Genomic DNA, 17,799 nt, shown 5'->3' on the forward strand with positions numbered 1-17,799 from the left:
CGGAGGTTCCGCAGGGAACCACGAGGTCGTCCGCTGCCGTGACGGCAGCGGATCAGCTGCTCACCGGCCGTTCTGCGGCACCGGCCGTCCCGGCGTCACGACGGCTCGCGGGCCGCCTGGTCCCGCGCCGGGCACCGGCCGCACGACTGCCTCACACGAGCTGGATCACGCCGTAGTCGAAGCCGCGCCTGCGGTACACCACGCTCGGCCTGCCGCTCTCGGCGTCGGCGAAGAGGTAGAAGTCATGGCCGACCAGCTCCATCTCGTACAGAGCCTGGTCGACGGTCATCGGCGTCGACGGGTGTTCCTTCTCCCGAACGATCTGCCCTGGCTCGTGGCCGTTGGCGGCGTCCTGCCACCGCTGCGGAGGCAGCTCGTGACTCTCCTGGTGCTCTGCCGTCTCTACCTCGGTCGCCTTCAACACGGCTGTGCTCCCTCGCTCGCCATTGACGTGGCCGGTGGTCGCGTCCGGCAACATGTCGGAGACCATGGAGGTGGCTTCCGCCACCGACGTGGGGTTGCGTCGTCCGTAGTGGACTCTGCGGCGATCGTGCGCTCGACGAAGCCTGCTCTCCAGCTTGGTGACGGCACCGTCCAGGGCGGCGTAGAAGTCGGCCGCACATGCCTCCGCGCGAATCACGGGGCCCTTGCCCTTGCCGGTGATCTCCACCCGCTGGCAGTTCTTCGTCTGCCTCGGGTTGGGTTCGTGGAAGAGTTCCACGTCGAAGCTGATGACCTTGCGGTCGTAACGTTCGAGGCGGTCCAGCTTCTCCGCTACATGCGTCCGATAGTGCTCGGGCACCTCGACGTTGCGGCCCTTGACGACGATGTCCATACGCGACCTCCTCGCAGTCGTGCGAGTGAACTTTTACGGGCATTCGAGGATCGGCTGTCACCCTTCCGGGAGCATCTGCCCATCACCCGATGGCTGTACTTATCCCCTCCCTCGTCGCTGCTCAACCGCGCCGTTCTCTCGGAACGTCCGTCGATAGCGGAGGACGTTAGCCGTCCCGTGACCTGGATGACAGACCCGACTTGGGGGACGGCGATCGAACACAGAACGTGACCCCAGCACCTGACGAGCAGTTTTGACGGCGGTCCGACGAACCCGAACGGTCTTCACATCACCCGATTGGGTGATACCCAACGCGGCCCGGCTCGGGTTGTTCCCCCAAGCTCGCGGAACCGCGTTCGGCCATGTCATACCCCTACAACGAGCCGAACGGCCGACGAGTTCCCCGGAACGGCCGCATCGCGGGTACACCGTTCGGCGGAAGATCGTCTCGCGTACGGCTCGATCGATCCGGACGCACCTCAACGTGGCCCGATCGAGCGACCATCGCCGACTCGGGTCACCAGAATCGAGTGACATACATCACACTATCGGCCGAGTCGGGTGGCCGACAACGGACCGCCGATCTGCGGCTCGTCCGACCGCGCTCGCCGCACCCAGACCGCGGGCCGATGTCAGGGCGAGAACGGCGTCGACCTCGAGGCCTGCCATCCTGAGCGCCCTGATCGACGCGCCTGCCGTGGCACCCGAGGTCAGAACGTCGTCGACGAGGATCACGGGTGTTCCGGGCGGCGGCAGTCCCGCGCCCCGCACCCGCACCCGGTCGGCGAGGTTGGCCGCGCGGCTCGCATCGTCCAGCCCGACCGACTCCTCGGCTCCGGCGGCCAACACCAGGCAGGGGGCGAGGGCGCAGGGCGTGCCGAGTTCGGCCGCGGCCCGTGCCGCGAACCGCAGCAGTCGCTCGACATGGTTGCCACCGCGACGCCGCGAGACGGCCGGGCGAGAGGGCGCAGGTACCAGCCACCACCCGTCGGCCGTACCGCCGTCGGACAACGACGGCAGCGCCGCAGCCATTAGCTCGCCCAACGGCCGGGCCAGCGCCCGATCGCCTCGCTCCTTGTAGGACACGACCGCCTCTCGGGCGGCGCCGCGATATCTGGCCAGCGCGTGGCAGGGCGCCCCCACCACCTCGGCGAGGCCCGGCACCACGGCGGGCAGACCGAACTCGGATCGGCAGTCCGGGCACAACGACGAGCCCTCCGCCGGACAGCCGACACAGGACATCGGCAGCATCAGATCGTTCAGATCACGCAGAGCAATCATCAAGACACGCATGGTGCCCAGAATGCCGCGAGTGGCCGGACCGCCGCCCGTCGCAGCGGAACTCCCGCCCGACCGGCCCGAGGCACGGCAGCCGGAACGGCCGCGCTAGCGAGGCAGGCAGAACCCGGCGGCCTTGAGACGCCTGCTGCGACCTGCCGAAATCAACGCCCACGGACGCCGCGAGACCACGAGAAGCTCGAAGACGCGCCACGCCCCGTGTCGACCACGAGCCCGGCGCAGGCAGCCCCGTCCGCCGACCGGATTCCGCGGCCGCGGCCTGCCACGGCCGCGGCCCGAGATCTTCGCGGCGCGGGCCCGCCTGCCGTCAGCCCGGATAGGACGGCGTCACGCTGGAACCGGAGACACGAAGCAGCTGTTTCCAGTACCCGTTGACGTCCGCCGTCGTCCACAGGCCGTTCTGGTCGGCGACGATGACGTCATGACCGGGGAAGGCCGTCACCTCGGTGACCGGCGGGCTGAGGTTCGTCGGCTGATACGTGCGGCCGTCCAACCCATCCTCCTGGAGCCGTACCACCGGCACGTCGGGATTGTCGGTGGCCACCACGAGCAGATCGCCGTCCAGCGAGTCGCCGGACGGGCTGTTCCAGCTCACTGCCGTGGCCTGCGGGTTGAGCGGCAGCGGCAGCTCACGCAGGTTGCCGATCCTCGGATTGCCCCCGTCGCTGACGATCGCGCCCACCAACAGCCGTCCCCCAGCGATCGCCACGATGCGCATCCCGTCCGGGGCGAAGCGCAGCGCAGTCACCTCGCCGTACTCGAGCAGCTCCCGCGCCGACACCTCGCTCGCCTGCCAGCCGCCCTCGCCGGTGGCCACGACCTGGAGGACCGTGTGCCCGTCGGCGACGGTCCACAACTCCGATGCGCCCGCCCGCCAGGTCGGCCGGGTCAAGGTCGTCGCCTCGACGGGGACGGAGTCCAGTTCCTCCCCGTACTCGCCGACCCACAGGTCTCGTCCCCCGGCGTCGTCGTCCCCGACGACGGCGAGTCTCGACCCGGCGATCGACTGGCTGGCACTGCGGGCCCGGTAAGCCCCCTCACCCGCAGGCCCCGGCACCGCCTCACCGTCGACGGTGAGCTTCTGCACCTGACCGTCTCGCACCACCAGGCTCGACAGGTCGGGGTCCGGCGTGACGGCTCGCCGAAGGTCGTCGAAGTCCTCGCGATGCCATTCGGTCTGATCCCGGAGGACGTCGACGCCCTCCACCAGCACCCGTACCGGGGTGGGGCGCAGCGATTGCAGCGAGAAGACCAGGCCTGCCACCATCTCCCGTCGGCCGTCCTGCGTCAGTTCGCCGAGATTGGTGAGGTCGATCTCGATGACCCCGTCATCGTTCTCCGCCACCGCATGTCGGGTGTCCACGCCTGCGGACAGCACGGGGATCACCGCCCCCTGCAGCGCGGGTGACGGCCCCTTCTTGAGCAGCTCGACGATCTGCCCCGGCTGACTGCTGTTGGTCGCGGGCGGCAGGTAGCGCCGCTCCGGTACCAGTCCCTTCCGGTCGTGTGCGAAGAAGTACAGCTGGACCGGCTGGTAGTGGTCGCGGAACTCGCTGAGCGGCATGATCACGCCGGGCGGGGCCTCGGTGATCCGCCACCCGTCATCGGTCCAGCGCATCGGCAGCCGGAACTCGACCTCCTGGAGGCGCGGTTCGAAGGCATTGTACTCGTTGAGCACCCCGACCTCCAAGCCCGACACCTCGACGACGGCGGTGTCCTGCGAGTCCGGGGAGGGGGCCTGATCCGGCGCGTCGATCGCGTTGTAGTTGCTGCTGAGGAAGCGGATGCTGACCTCGTTGTTCCACGACTCGGCTGCCTCGGCGGTGAGGTGCAGCCGAGCGGCACGGTGGTCGTCGTCGGGGTCGACGCTCGCGGAGAGGAAGCTCCTGGCCAGCTCGGTGGCGCTGAGACTGCTCACCGGCGCCTGCGGTTCACCCGTCCGGCCGCCTTCGACCACCTCGTCCAGCTTGATCGGCGTCGACGAGTCCGGGATGGCCGCGCACCCGGAGGTGATCGACAGTCCGAGCAGGATCGCGACGCAGACTCTGCCGGTGCGTGCCCGGTTCATGATCTCGAATCCCCCTCGCGGCCTGCGGAGCCCGGACCGTCGCCAGTTCGCCGTTCGGGAGCCGGTGGCGTGACTCGATCCGGCCCCTGCTCCCCGTCCCGGTGTCGACGCTGCTCTCGACCTTCGTCCCGGTGTTCGTCCTGCTGTCGATTCTGGTTCGGCTCCGGGCGCTGGTCCAGTCCGATCGGGTCCGCACTCCGATCGGAAACCCCGGTCTGGTCCTCCTCCCGCGCCCGGTCCCGGTCGGCTGTGGCGGGTTCCAGCTCCTCATCGGCCGCCTGCCAGCGTAGGGCGTCGGCGACGGAGTCCGGCTCCACGACGGCGGGCGGTTCCGGAGGCTCACCGCCGATCTCGCCGACGACCGGGCCCGAGACGGCGGCGGGCGGCAGCGGGAGCGGGCTGCCGTTGACCTCCTCGCCGAGCCTGCGGGGCAGCGTCAGCCGGAAGCAGGCGCCGACGCCGATCTCGCCCCAGGCCTCCAGCATGCCGCCGTGGAGTCGGGCGTCCTCCAGGCTGATGGCCAGGCCGAGTCCGGTGCCGCCGGTACGCCGGTTCCTGGACGGGTCGGCCCGCCAGAACCGGTTGAAGACCAGCTCCTCCTCGCCGGGACGCAGTCCGATGCCGTGGTCCAGAACGGTGATGGCCGCGGCGTTGCGGTCGGCGGCCAGCGTGACCACCACGGGATTGCCGTCGCAGTGGTCGACGGCGTTGGCGAGCAGGTTTCGGAGCACGCGCTCGATGCGTCGGGAGTCGATCTCGACGAGCACCGGCCGAACCGGGAGGTCGAGCTCGATGGAGGCGCCCACGTTCGTGGACAGCCCGTGCACGGCCTCCAGCGCCCGGTGCACCGAGGAGCGCAGGTCGACGGTCTCGGAGCTGAGATCCACCACCCCGGCATCGTGTCTGCTGATCTCCAACAGGTCGCCGAGCAGTGACTCGAACCTGTCCAGTTCGTTGACCAGCAGCTCTGTGGAGCGGGCCAGTCCGGCGGGGAACTGGTCCCGCGAGGCGTGCAGGACGTCGGCGGCCATGCGCACCGTGGTCAGCGGGGTGCGCAGTTCATGGGAGACGTCCGAGGTGAAGCGGCGTTGCAGGGTGCCGAACTCCTCGAGGCGGTGGATCTGATCCTGCAGGCTGGCGGCCATCTCGTTGAACGACTCGGCCAGCCTCGCGACCTCGTCTTCACCGACCACCCGCATCCGATCGTCGAGATCGCCTTCCGCGAACCGTTCGGCGACGGCGGCGGCCTGCCGCACGGGGCGGACCACCTGCCGGGTGACCAGGTTCGTGACACCGGCCAGCAGCAGCACGATGGCCAGCCCGCCGAGGACGAGGGTGCTCTGGACGACCCCGATCGTCTGTTCCTCGTTGGTCAGGGGGTAGAGCTGGTAGAGCTGCACGTATCGGTTGGTGGTCTGGACGGGGATGCCGATCACCAGCATCCGGACGGCCTGGTCTTCCCGAACGGCGGTGGTGATCTGATAGCTGAGGGCGCCGTCCTCGACCTGGCTGCGCAGTTCTTGCGGAACGTCCTCCTGGCGCCCGACGGCGAGCTGGCTCTCCTCCCAGCGGGCCGGACCGTGCCCGTCTATCAGCACCGGCTCGAACACGCCTGCCGCAGGCCTGGTCGAGTCGTCTGAGCTGTCTGTGCTGCTGAGGTCGGTGAGAGTGCTGCTCAGCGTGGCCTCGAAGTCGTCCCGGTTGGGGTTGACGTTGACCAGCAGCCGCTCGACGGTGTCCCGGCTCGTGTAGGCCTGGGCGGTGACGGCGCTCTGCTTGCTGTCCAACAGCCGATTGGTGATCTCGGCCTGCAACACCATGCCGAGGACGAACACGACGGCGGAGGACAGCGCCAGCGTGCTGATCACCACCCGCAGTTGCAGCGAGCGTCGCCACAACGCGGCGAAGGCGGCGAGTCGCCGCCGGACGAGGCGGCGGGCCCGCAGGAAACCACGCACCACGGCACGGCCTGCCGCAGTGCCTCGCGCAGTACCGACTCCCACTGCAAGCCCGCCTCTGCTCCGCTGTCCCTGGCCCGGTGCCACCGCAGGCCTTACCAGAGTCCCCGGCGCAGGCGGAAGCCCGTAATCAACCCGTGCCATCCGCACGCAGCCATGCAGGCCTGAACTCCACTCGATCGAGTGGAAAATCACGCCTGCCGTCGACCGACGACGGGGAGCATGCTGCCCGTTCCCCGTCGTGCTCGACCGTGAGTCGTCGGGTCACCTCACGGCGGGCCTGCCTTGTATCCGACACCGCGGACCGTCAGCACGACCTCGGGGTGTTCCGGGTCCCGCTCGACCTTCGAGCGCAGCCGCTGCACGTGGACGTTCACCAGCCGGGTGTCCGCCGCGTGCCGGTAGCCCCACACCTGTTCGAGCAGCACCTCCCTGGTGAACACCTGGCGAGGCTTGCGGGCCAGCGCCACGAGGAGGTCGAACTCCAGCGGAGTGAGCTGAATCGGCCTGCCCTCCCTCGTGACCTCGTGACCCGGGACGTCGATCGTCAGGTCCCCGATGCCGAGCGTCTCGGCGGGCTCCGCCTCGGTACGGCGGAGGCGGGCCCGAATCCTCGCCACCAGCTCCTTCGGCTTGAACGGCTTGACGACGTAGTCGTCCGCACCGGATTCAAGTCCCAGCACCACGTCGACCGTGTCGGTCTTCGCGGTGAGCATCACGATGGGCACCCCCGACTCTGATCGGATCGCCTTGCAGACGTCGATGCCGTTCATCCCCGGCAGCATCAGGTCCAGCAGAACGAGATCAGGCTTCAATTCGCGCATGGCGGGCATTGCTCGTGCCCCGTCCCCCACGACCGCCGTCTCGAAGCCCTCACCCCGTAGGACGATGGTGAGCATCTCCGCCAACGCCGGATCGTCGTCCACCACCAATACACGCGACTTCATGCCCCATATGGTCGCACTGGGTCCTGACCTGGTCCGCATCACCCGCTGCTGAGCGGCCTCCGCGATTCCGACCCGCTGTCCCCCGACCCACTGGTCTCTGTCCACGCACGTACCTCGCACTCACTGGAGGTGACCTTGGTCACCCCATCGGCGTAACCATGACCTACACCGCAGATGAGACCGAAAACGTTACCGACTCACATGTCTCGACTTGATCTCTGTTCGTCGAGTCACGTGCGGCCGAGCAGTCGTTGGGCCGAACGGCTCAGGCCGGTGACCAGGGCACCAGTCGTCTGACTCGAAGCTCCGGTTCGGTTCGGCGGAGGAGGAATCTCGGCAGCAGCTCGCGGGAGATGACGGGGCGGGTGCCCTCCAGCTCTGCCGAGCCGCCGGGCCACCGGACGGCGTTCGGCCGCACCACGGACCGCTCCACGGCCTCGTCCAGCTCCACGGTCCCGAGCACCACCGCCGTCACCAGACCGACCAGCCGAACTCGGTCGGTCTCCAGCCGCAGGTCGAATTCCACCGGTTGATCGATGTCGAGGAAGACGAGCACGATCGCGCCGAGCACCCACATGCCCACGCTCGTCGCATCCTCGTTCGGCGGTTCGACGTCGATCATGGTGTGCACGCCGTGTTCCTCGTGGGCCCAGGAGGCCAGCGGGAACCCGGTCTGCTCGGCGGCCTCGGCGAGCAGCGCCCGCACCAGGTCGACCGGATTGTCCTCAGCCGAGTACGACATCCACCAGCCCGTTCACGTCCACTGACGAGGCTCCGTCGACGGAGACCCAGGGCGACAGCCACGAGACCGCCGCGAGTTGCGCGTAGCGGTCGGCGCAGCGCGCCTGAAGCCCGTCGTCGGTCTCGAAGAGATCCCGCGCGCGGTCCGCCTCCGACTCGGCGCGCCGGACGGCCCGCGCCGCCGCAGTGGCAGGCGGCACCGACAGGAGCAACTGGAGATCCGGCCTCGGCAGACCGAAGCGGTCCACCTCCAGATCATGCAGCCAGGTGACGAACTCGCCGTCGATCGGCTCGTGCAGCCGGGCCGCACCGTAGGCGGCGTTGGAGGCGATATAGCGGTCCACCAGGACGACGTCGTGCTCCCGCAGGGCCTTACGCACCCCTTCCGCGCCTTCGCGGCGGTCCAGCGCGTAGAGGACGGCCATCCCGTAGACCGAGTCGCCCAGCGGCCCGAGCCTGCCGTGCAGTCCCTCCCGCACCAGGTCCGCGTGCACGTCCTGCCCATAGCGGGGAAAAGCCCCGGACCCGACCGACGCGCCCCGGGCGATGAGCCCGGCGCGCAGTCGATCGGTCATGGTCCGTTTTCCGGCTCCGTCGATGCCCTCGATCACGATCAAGCGACTCACGGCGGCCACCGTAGCCGGCGGGTGCCGAGGGCCGACCGACGGCCCTGCTGGACGGAGCATCCACACCGACGGCCCCGCTGGACGGAGCATCCACACCGACGGCCCCGCCGGACGAAGCATCCACACCGACGGCCCTACCGGAGCTTCTATACAGACGGCCCGGCCCGAGCGTCCATACCCAAGGCCCCGGCCGGAGCGCCCATACCGACGCTCCGGCCGAAGCCTGCACACCGACCGCACCGGCCGGAGCGGGACACCCGCCGCGGCGAGAAAAGAGATCAGTACCGGTAGTGGTCCGCCTTGAACGGGCCGTCGACGTCGACGTCGATGTACTCGGCCTGCTCCTTGGTGAGTCGGGTCAGTTCACCCCCGAGCGCGGTCAGGTGGATCAATGCCACCTTCTCGTCGAGCTTCTTCGGCAGCCGGAAGACCTCGCGGTCGTACTCCTCGTTCTTGGTGAACAGTTCGACCTGGGCGATCACCTGGTTGGAGAAGGAGTTCGACATGACGAACGACGGGTGGCCGGTCGCATTGCCCAGGTTCAGCAGCCTGCCCTCGGAGAGCACGATGATCGAGTGGCCGTCGGGGAAGACCCACTCGTCGACCTGCGGCTTGATCTCGATGCGGTGGATGCCGGGATACCTGGCGAGTCCGGCCATGTCGAGTTCGTTGTCGAAGTGACCGATGTTGCCCAGGATCGCCTGGTGCTTCATCCGCGCCATGTCCTCGACCGTCACGACGTCCTTGTTGCCCGTGGTCGTGATGATGATGTCGGCCTTGTCGACGATGTTCGCCAGGGTGCTCACCTGGTAGCCGTCCATCGCCGCCTGGAGTGCGCAGATCGGGTCGATCTCGGTGACGACCACGCGCGCGCCCTGGCCGCGCAGCGATTCGGCAGCGCCCTTGCCGACGTCGCCGTAGCCGCAGATCACGGCCACCTTGCCGCCGATGAGGACGTCGGTCCCCCGGTTGATACCGTCGATCAGCGAGTGCCGGATGCCGTAGCGGTTGTCGAACTTGGACTTGGTGACCGCGTCGTTGACGTTGATCGCCGGGAAGAGCAGTTCGCCCTGTGCCGCGAGCTGATACAGCCGCAGCACGCCGGTCGTGGTCTCCTCGGTGACGCCGAGGATCGCCTCGCCCGCCTTGGTCCACTTGGACGCGTCCTGGGCCAGCGAGGCGCGCAGCAGGTCGAGGAAGACCCGGAACTCGTCGCTGTCCGCGTCGTCCGCGGGCGGGACGACTCCCGCCTTCTCATACTGGGTTCCCTTGTGCACCAGCATGGTGGCGTCGCCGCCGTCGTCGAGGATCATGTTGGCCGTGGCACCGTTCGGCCAGGTGAGCATCTTCTCGGTGCACCACCAGTACTCTTCGAGCGACTCGCCCTTCCAGGCGAAGACCGGCACCCCGGCAGGCTCTTCCGGCGTGCCGTGCGGGCCGACGACGGTGGCCGCAGCGGCATGGTCCTGAGTGGAGAAGATGTTGCAGGAGGCCCAGCGCACCTCTGCTCCCAGAGCCACCAGGGTCTCGATCAGCACTGCGGTCTGGACGGTCATGTGCAGCGAGCCCGAGATACGGGCCCCTCTCAGCGGATACACCTCGGCGTACTCGCGCCGCAGAGCCATCAGGCCAGGCATCTCGTGCTCGGCGAGGCGGATCTCCCGGCGGCCGAACTCGGCCAGCGACAGGTCCGCCACCGCGAAGTCGATCCCGGCCCGCGTCTGCAACCTCTCGGCACTCATCTCCACGACTCCTCAAACCCGACTCGATCGACTTCCGAACAGTACCGTTCGCCACGCCGATGACCCCATGTGCTCGCGAAGGACCACGAGATCGCAGAGGATTGCCGACGAACACGACCAGAAGAGTCGATAATCGACGTCCTTGGTCAAGACGTGGCAGGAAGGCGAGCAGCCGTGGCGATTCCCGGGCCTGACACACGTGTCGTCGAATTGCGGGTGCATGGGATTCTCGGCACCACCCCGGAACGCCTCACCGACTCGGTGGCTGCGGTGGAGGTCGCAGGCGACGGCCTCGGCCGAGTGGTGCGACCCGCCGACCGGCTGCGCAGACCCGCACCTGGCCCCGTCCTCCAGACGACGGCACGTCCGGTGCCCCGCGTCGTGGAGGGCTATCTCTGGGGTCGGATGACCTCCGGCGGTCTCGCGAAGGCGGCCTGGGCGATGCTCTTCCCCTTCGCCATGGCCAATGTGGCGCACTGGATGCTGCCGCCCGCACGCCCGGACAGCAGAATCGGGTTCCTGCTGGGGCATGCGCTGCGGGCACTGCTGCGGGTGGCCGCGCTGCTGCTCACTGCACTGCTGGTCGCACAGGTCACCGTCGTGAGTCTCGACCTGATCGCCGCCCAGTGCCTCCAACCGGGCGGGGCGTGTCTCGCGGGCGTCGCGCCGGACTGGCTGCGGAGCGAGTGGGCCAGGGTCGCCGTCGGACTGATCCCGCCCGCCCTGCTCATCCTGCTGCTGCATCAGGTGGCGAAGGTCGACTGGGAGGTCAACAAGGCGGAGGCGGGCGCATCGACCAACCCGGTCGCCGGGCTCACGGGCCTGCGGCAGGATGCACCGCCGCCGCCCGGGCAGAGTGCGGTGCTGCCGGGCGATGCGGTCGAGGCCGATCCCGACACCCCCGCGCTGCGAGCGCTGCACACGACGGGCGCGCTGGCCACGGCGGCGGTGATGGCGACCGGCGGGCCTGCAGGCCCGATGAGCGCCACCGCCACCCAGGTCTGGCTCACGGCCGTCGTGCTGTTCCTGCTGAGTCTGGTGGGCGTCCTGCTGCTCGACGACCCGGCCCGCCCCTCGGCGGCGGCGTCACGACGGCTGCGGATGCTGCTGGGCACCGTGCCCCGCAAGCTGATCGTGACCCTGGGCATCGCGGTGCTCGCGGCCTCGGTCGTGGTCATGCGACCGCTGCCGTCGCCGTCGCCGTCCTCGATGCCCACCCAGTTCTCCGGAGACACCATCGGGCTGCTCGCCGTCGCCTTCGCTGGCTGCGTGCTGGTCTTCGCGGTGCTACTGGCACCGGCGGCCTGGGCGGCACGGCGCGGCTGGGCAGGCCGGCCGAGGAACCTGCGGCCGTGGGCGGGCGGCTGGATGGCCGCGCCGGTGCTGGGCATGTCCGGTCTCCTCGGTGCGGGCTTCGGCGCCGGGATCGCCCTCACGATCGTCGCGCTGCTCGGCACGGAGAACGTGACCCCGCCGCCCGCCTACGAGACGCTGACCGTGCTGTGGGGCGCGACGGCGGTGCTGAGCCTGCTCGCCCTCGCGGTGATCGTCCCGGTGATCCTGACGCGTCGCTGGCTGGCCGAGCACCAGGACCGGCTCGCCCCGGCCGAGGCGACCCTGCTGCACGCGGGGCGTCCCGACGACCGTCGGACCGCCGCCCGTGCCTGGTGGTGGGCGAATCTGGAGCGGGAGCATCTGCATCATGCACTGCTCGCCTTCGCGGCGCTGCTGGCGCTCGGTGCGGGGGTGGCACTGATCCAGCACGCCACCGATGCGGACGTGCCCGAGTGGCTGGAGCCGCTCGCGGCGGTGGGCGTGATCGCACTGGCCGTGCTGGCGCTGGCCCTGATTCGGACGGTCTATCTGGCCAAGAGCAGGCCGAACACCGCGCGGCTGCTCGGTGTGCTCGCGGATCTCACCTGTTTCTGGCCGCGCGAGGCGCATCCGACGGTGCCGCCGTGCTACGCGCTGAAGGTCGTTCCCGAGCTGGTGCATCGGGCTGCGGAGCACCTGCGTGACCCGGCCGCCAGGGTGGTGCTGGTCGGCCACAGCCAGGGCAGTCTGCTGGCTGCGGTCGCGGCGGGCAGACTGCTGCGGACGCTGCCGGAGTCGGACCGCAGCAGGCTGGGCCTGGTGACCGCGGGCTCACAGCTGCAGTGGGCCTATCCGCGGGCGTTCCCCGCTGTCGTGCCACACGAGTCGCTGACGGAGCTGTCCGGTTCCCTGTCGGGCCGCTGGCGGGCGTTGTGTCGCGGCACCGACGCCCTCGGCGGGGGCGTCACCACATGGAACAGGCAGGTGTACGAGGGCACCCTCATCGGCGTCGGCTTCCGGGCCGACGGCACCGAGGGTCCGCTGCCGTCGGCCACTCGAAGCCCGAGCGGGGCGCTGGTGCTCGGCGGCGACCACTGGCTGCCCGATCCGGCACGCGGCCCGTTCACCGGCAGGCGGTGGGGGCCGGGATTGCTGGGCCACAACGACTTCAACTCCGACCCGGAATGGGATCGCGCCGTGGCGATCGCCGCAGGCCTCGAACTGCCGCCGCGCGGTCAGGCAGGCGAGTACTCCCATCTGCTCGCGGGCGTTCGGCATCACGTGGCCGAGGCGGACGACCTCGACGACGCGCTCGACGGCGAGGCGAACAGCGAGGCCGATGTGCCGACGATCCTGGTCACCAGGGTCGATGCGGTGCTGCCCTCGCAGGCGGAGAAGCCGGTGACGGCCCTGCCTGCGGGCAACGGCGAATCCTCGGCCGTCTCGGAGTCCGACGAGACGGTCACTCCGCCGGACGTTCCTGCGGCGCCGGGCGCCAAGACGAGCCGGAAGGCGGCGAAGCGCAAGGTCGCGGCAGCCGTCGACGAGAACGGCGACCCGATCGTCCCCGATGCCCCGAGGGGCAAGAGCACTCCGTGGGAGCGCGGCGGCGATCTGCCGGGCAGACGGAAGAGCTGAGTCCGGTTCGTCCGAGTCGGGAGGCGTGCCGTCGCGCGCAGGCGGCCGCCCGACTCGGGCGGGGACTCTCCCCTGTCTACCGGCGATGCGGCTGCTTCGCCGCCCACTGCCATCCGGGCGGCCGACGCGCTGCCCGGACGCCGTCGGGCGCGCTCGATCCGCGCCGAGCAGTCGACGGCCGGTCAGCTGCTGCGGTGTCGGCCGCCCCGTCTCGGTCGGTACGGGCCAGGAGCCTGCGGCAGGTCGCCGTCGGGCTCACCGCCCCGCGGACCCGCCAGCAGTCTGATCCTCTTCGCGCTGCCTGCGGCCGAGCACGGAATGCCGTCGGCCGTAGACGAAGTAGACGAGCACGCCAAGGGCCATCCACACCAGGAACCGGACCCAGGTCAGCGCGGTGAGGTTCAGCATGAGCCAGATGCAGGCCAGGATCGCCAGGATCGGCACCAGGGGCACCAGCGGAGCGCGGAAGCCGCGCTTCAGATCCGGTCGGGTCCGGCGCAGCACGATGACGCCCGCCGAGACGAGGATGAAGGCGAACAGCGTCCCCACGTTGACCATCTCCTCCAGCGTGCCTGCCGGGAAGAAGCCCGCGACCACGGCCACCACGCCGCCGACCAGCAGCGTGGAGCGGACCGGAGTGCCACGGGAGCCGGTCGGCGAGAGCACCTTCGGCACCAGCCCGTCCCGAGACATCGCGAAGAGCACGCGCACCTGGCCGATCATCATGACCATCACCACGGTCGTCAGCCCCGCGAGCGCGCCGACGGAGATCACCGCCGCCGCCCAGTCCACACCGTTCGCGGCGAAGGCGGTCGCCAAGGTCGCGTCATCACCGCCGGGCGGCGTCGCCAGCTCCGTGTAGGGCTGCATCCCGGTGAGGACCAGGGCGACCAGCACGTACAGGACCGTGACGATCGCCAGGGAGCCGAGGATGCCCCGAGGTACGTCGCGTTGCGGGTTCCGCGTCTCCTCGGCCGTCGTGGCGACCACGTCGAACCCGATGAAGGCGAAGAAGACGATCGAGGCACCCGCCAGCAGGCCGAAGATCCCGTAGGTGCTGGTCTCCATGCCGAAGAACAACGACAGCAGCGACTGGTCCAGCCCGCCTGCCGCCGTCGAACTGTCGGCGGCAGGCGGGATGAAGGGCGTGTAGTTCTCGGCTCGCACATACGCGGCGCCGACCACGATCACCAGGATGACGACGGCGACCTTGATCGCGGTGATCACCTGGCTGACCCGCGAGGACAGCTTGGTGCCCAGGACGAGAACGGTGGTCAGTCCCGCGACGAGCAGCACCGCACCCCAGTCGAACGCCACGCCGCCCAGCGAGACCTGCGTCGGCACGTCGAGCCCGATCAGCGCGAAGATCTCACGGAGGTAGTCCGACCAGCCCTTGCTCACCACGGCGGCCGCCAGGGCGAACTCCAGGATGAGGTCCCAGCCGATGATCCAGGCGAGGAACTCGCCGAAGGTGGCATAGGAGAAGGTGTACGCCGAGCCTGCCACCGGAAGCGTCGACGCGAACTCGGCATAGCAGAGCGCCGCGAGACCACAGGTCACGGCGGCCAGCACGAAGGACAACGACACCGAGGGACCCGCGATGTTGCCCGCCGTGCGGGCGGCGAGCGTGAAGATGCCCGCACCGACGACGACGGCCACCCCGAAGACCATCAGGTCCCAGGCCGTCAGCTCCTTGCGGAGTCTGCTGCCCGGCTCGTCGGTGTCCGCGATCGACTGCTCGACCGACTTGATCCGCTTCAGGCCGCGTGGCATCTCCTCGCCCTCCCTGCGCTGCTCGCCCCGGCCACGTGAGCCGGAGACGGGGTATTCCCATGGTGGGAAATTGACGAACAGGGAGCAGTCTCGCAGTCCTCGGCGTCCCAGGCCCGATCAGCCCCGCGTGTCGAGTCGCACGCGTCTGGCGCGGGCCGGCCGGGCTCAGACCGGCGCGGTGGCGTGGAAGAGCTGAGTGCGTCCTTCCTCGTCGTGTTCCACCGGCACGACCTCCACCGCCGGATCGACGGCCGCGAGCCAGACGGCCTGCCCACGCGAGATCGTCAACGTGCCGCCGTCCTCGGCCAGCAGTCGCACTCGGCCTGCCGTGCAGAGCAGCACCTGCGGGCCGACCGGCTCCAGCCGCACCGTGAGATCCTCGGCACGGTCGCCGACGCCGTCAGACGCGGCGAGGGCACCGGCATCGGAGTTCCAGTCCAGGCGGGACAGCTCGAACTCGGACGCCTCGGTGGGATAGACGGTGACGCGTTCCCGCCGCCGGTCACCGGTCAGGACGGGCATGTCGCCGCCCCGGAAGTCGAGCACCCGCATCAGCTCCGGCACGTCGACGTGCTTCGGGGTCAGTCCGCCGCGCAGCACGTTGTCCGAGTTGGCCATGATCTCCACGCCGGTCCCCCGCAGGTAGCTGTGCAGATTCCCCGCAGGCAGGTACAAGGCCTCCCCCGGGGCCAGCACGACGCGATTGAGCAGCAGCGCGGCGAGCACTCCGGCGTCGCCGGGATACGCCTCGCCCAACTCCAGCACCGTTCGGCACTCGCGGTCGAAACGACCGTGCGCCTGGACGTGTCGGATGCAGCCGTCCAGCACCGGCGGCAGCAGCGCGTCGACCGCCCCCTGCGGCAGGGTGATCAGAGTGGTGAACAACGCCCGCAGTCCCTCGGGGCCAGGGACGGCGGCCAGCAGGTCGACGTAGTGGGCCAGCTGCGGAACATCGAGCGCGGCGAGCAGCTCCACCGTCCGCGTCGCATCTCGGAAGCCCGCCAACGCGTGGAATTCGGTCAGAGCGCAGATCAGCTCCGGTTTATGGTTGCGATCCCGATAGTTGCGGTCGGACGCGTCCAGCGGCACGCCTGCGGCCTCTTCCCTGGCGAAGCCCTCGGCGGCCTGTTCCGCGGAGGGATGCGCCTGCAGACTCAGGGGTTCGTCGGCGGCGAGCACCTTCATCAGGAAGGGCAGCCGACCGCCCCAGCGCTGCGCGCAGGCCTTGCCGAGCTGACTGTGCGGATCGGCATGCAGGACTTCGACGAGCGCGGCTTCGGACCCGTCCGCACGGACGAGGGTCGAGGAGTCGGAGGGGTGTGCGCCGAGCCAGAGTTCGGCCTCGGGGTGCGGTGCGGGCACCGGCTGGCCCAGCAGGGCGGAGATGGCGGTCCGAGACCCCCAGGCGTAGGGACGCACGGGGTTGCGCAGCAGGTCCACTTCGGTCTCTCGTTCCCTCGTCTGCGGTCAACAAGACTGACGTGTGAGCGATGCGCGCCTGGCAGGCAGGTCAGCGACCTGCTCCGGCCAGCTCTCCCGAGCCGCCCAGCGCGCCGGTGGCCAAACCGAGGTACACGGCGCAGAGGTCGAATCTGGCCGCCAGGGACAGGGCGCCGAGCACGTCGCCGTCGCTGCCCGCACGGCTGTCGAGGTCCGTCTCGGGGGACACGACGTCGCCGCCGGGCACGGTCTCGCCAGCCTGCCGCGCCAAGGCCATGGCCTCGTCGCCGCGCTGGATCGACAGCAGAAGCACCCTGGGGCGCGGCGCGACCTGATCGTCGGGGTCGGCGAAGATGTCGAGACTCTGTGCCTGCCCGGCCACCGCGCGGTACAGCGCGGGACGTCGGACGGCGTTCTGATAGTCGCCTGCGTCGGCGACGAGGCCGCTGAAGGACGCCAGCGAGTGGGCGGCATGGGTCGCCACCGCCGTCGCCACCGGGTCCAGGCCCCAGAGCAGCGGAATCCGATCGGACAGCCGCAGGGCCAGCGTCTTCGCGGGGTTCACGAAGGTCTCGTGGACCGGATGGTCGCGTTCGGCCTCGCGGTCCACGCCGTCGGCGACGCGGTCGAGGTCGACCGAGAACAGGTTCAGGGCACGGGCGGCGAGCAGGCCGCCGGTGACGGCCCTGGGCAGGCTCAGCCCGGCAGGCGCCGTGACCCTCGGGAACAGCAGCACCGAGGACCCGGAGGCCGCCGCCGCGACCGGCCCGTCCTCCGGCAGCGTCAGGAGCAGCCGGGCTCCCCGGCGAGCGGCGCGATACACCGACTCCGCCAACGGCCGGTCGTACCCGTCCTCGATATGGCCGACCACGACGTCCAGCGGGCCGACCCAGGCGGGCACGAGGTCGGCGAGGACGACGGGAACCGGGCAGGTCGGGCCGAGCAGCGCCGACAGCAGTCGCGAGGCGGTCGCACCGACGGCGGAGCGACAGAGCAGCACCAACGCCCTCGGCCGGTCCTCGATACGGGCCGCGAGGTCGGCCTCCACCGCGCTCTCCTGCGTCGAGCGGATCTGCGCACCCGCCGTCGCGCCGCCGCGCAGCAGACCGACGGCGTCGGCCTGCTGCAGCAGTGCGGCGTCGTCGAGCACCTCGCCGAGGTCTCGGTCGAGCATCTCGATCACCTGCTCGTCGAGACCCCGTCGGTCGAGCCGGAGGGCGGCGTGCCGGGACCGGGGACCGCTTCGTCAAGCAGCAGCACCGGAATGCCCTCCTGGACCGGGAACCGACGGTCGCAGCTCGTACAGGTCAGCATGTCGGCCTCGGAGTCCTCCGGGGTACCGACCAGGAGCGCACCGTGCTCCGCGCACGGGCAGGCGAGAATCTCCAGAAGTCGAGCGTCAAGGGTGACGGACACGG

General features: G+C 70.0%; 13 protein-coding genes. 1 reads left to right on the plus strand and 12 read right to left on the minus strand.

Features of this window, described 5'->3' with window-relative positions:
- Positions 1 to 151 precede the first annotated feature (151 nt).
- The 8 genes from hpf to ahcY all read right to left on the minus strand — a co-directional run bounded on the left by hpf (position 152) and on the right by ahcY (position 10,216).
- On the minus strand, positions 152 to 835 hold the full coding sequence (gene hpf, locus UA75_RS27295) for a ribosome hibernation-promoting factor, HPF/YfiA family (protein WP_075742683.1): 684 nt from the start codon (positions 833 to 835) through the stop codon (positions 152 to 154).
- A gap of 540 nt (positions 836 to 1,375) precedes the next feature.
- Positions 1,376 to 2,128 (minus strand): ComF family protein, encoded by a 753-nt coding sequence (locus UA75_RS27300; RefSeq protein ID WP_075742684.1) that lies wholly within the window; start codon positions 2,126 to 2,128, stop codon positions 1,376 to 1,378.
- 313 nt (positions 2,129 to 2,441) lie between these two features.
- Entirely contained in the window at positions 2,442 to 4,202 is a 1,761-nt protein-coding gene (locus UA75_RS27305; protein ID WP_075742685.1) for an LpqB family beta-propeller domain-containing protein, read from the minus strand.
- The gene (gene mtrB, locus UA75_RS27310) at positions 4,199 to 6,205 is read right to left on the minus strand and encodes an MtrAB system histidine kinase MtrB (RefSeq protein WP_412459529.1); all 2,007 of its coding nucleotides are present in this window, start codon (positions 6,203 to 6,205) and stop codon (positions 4,199 to 4,201) included. Before mtrB ends, UA75_RS27305 begins: the two co-directional genes overlap by 4 nt.
- A gap of 224 nt (positions 6,206 to 6,429) precedes the next feature.
- Entirely contained in the window at positions 6,430 to 7,107 is a 678-nt protein-coding gene (mtrA, locus tag UA75_RS27315) for an MtrAB system response regulator MtrA (RefSeq protein WP_069852043.1), read from the minus strand.
- Between the two features lie 265 nt (positions 7,108 to 7,372).
- Positions 7,373 to 7,849, minus strand: coding sequence for a hypothetical protein (locus tag UA75_RS27320; protein ID WP_075742687.1), 477 nt, complete (start codon positions 7,847 to 7,849; stop codon positions 7,373 to 7,375).
- Positions 7,833 to 8,474, minus strand: a complete 642-nt coding sequence (locus UA75_RS27325; protein ID WP_083684163.1) for a dTMP kinase — start codon at positions 8,472 to 8,474, stop codon at positions 7,833 to 7,835. Before UA75_RS27325 ends, UA75_RS27320 begins: the two co-directional genes overlap by 17 nt.
- A 278-nt stretch (positions 8,475 to 8,752) precedes the next feature.
- Positions 8,753 to 10,216 (minus strand): adenosylhomocysteinase, encoded by a 1,464-nt coding sequence (gene ahcY / locus UA75_RS27330; protein ID WP_075744273.1) that lies wholly within the window; start codon positions 10,214 to 10,216, stop codon positions 8,753 to 8,755.
- A 216-nt stretch (positions 10,217 to 10,432) separates the two neighbouring features.
- Here ahcY and UA75_RS27335 point away from each other — a divergent pair, with 216 nt between their 5' ends.
- Positions 10,433 to 13,168: a hypothetical protein gene (locus tag UA75_RS27335; RefSeq protein ID WP_232251126.1), complete on the plus strand. Its 2,736-nt coding sequence runs from the start codon at positions 10,433 to 10,435 to the stop codon at positions 13,166 to 13,168.
- 255 nt (positions 13,169 to 13,423) lie between these two features.
- On the opposite strand, the gene UA75_RS27340 is transcribed toward UA75_RS27335, so the two are convergent.
- From UA75_RS27340 to UA75_RS27355, 4 genes are all read right to left on the minus strand, one after another.
- On the minus strand, positions 13,424 to 14,941 hold the full coding sequence (locus UA75_RS27340) for an amino acid permease (RefSeq protein ID WP_075742690.1): 1,518 nt from the start codon (positions 14,939 to 14,941) through the stop codon (positions 13,424 to 13,426).
- 165 nt (positions 14,942 to 15,106) lie between these two features.
- Positions 15,107 to 16,381 carry a mannose-6-phosphate isomerase, class I gene (gene manA, locus UA75_RS27345; RefSeq protein ID WP_075742691.1) on the minus strand — a complete coding sequence of 425 codons (1,275 nt, stop codon included), beginning with the start codon at positions 16,379 to 16,381 and terminating at the stop codon, positions 15,107 to 15,109.
- A gap of 70 nt (positions 16,382 to 16,451) precedes the next feature.
- The gene (locus tag UA75_RS27350) at positions 16,452 to 17,555 is read right to left on the minus strand and encodes an SIS domain-containing protein (RefSeq protein ID WP_075744274.1); all 1,104 of its coding nucleotides are present in this window, start codon (positions 17,553 to 17,555) and stop codon (positions 16,452 to 16,454) included.
- A gap of 5 nt (positions 17,556 to 17,560) precedes the next feature.
- Positions 17,561 to 17,797 carry a Trm112 family protein gene (locus UA75_RS27355; protein ID WP_075742692.1) on the minus strand — a complete coding sequence of 79 codons (237 nt, stop codon included), beginning with the start codon at positions 17,795 to 17,797 and terminating at the stop codon, positions 17,561 to 17,563.
- Between the last annotated feature and the right edge of the window lie 2 nt (positions 17,798 to 17,799).

The organism is Actinoalloteichus sp. GBA129-24 (genome assembly GCF_001941645.1).
Taxonomy (GTDB): domain Bacteria; phylum Actinomycetota; class Actinomycetes; order Mycobacteriales; family Pseudonocardiaceae; genus Actinoalloteichus_A; species Actinoalloteichus_A fjordicus.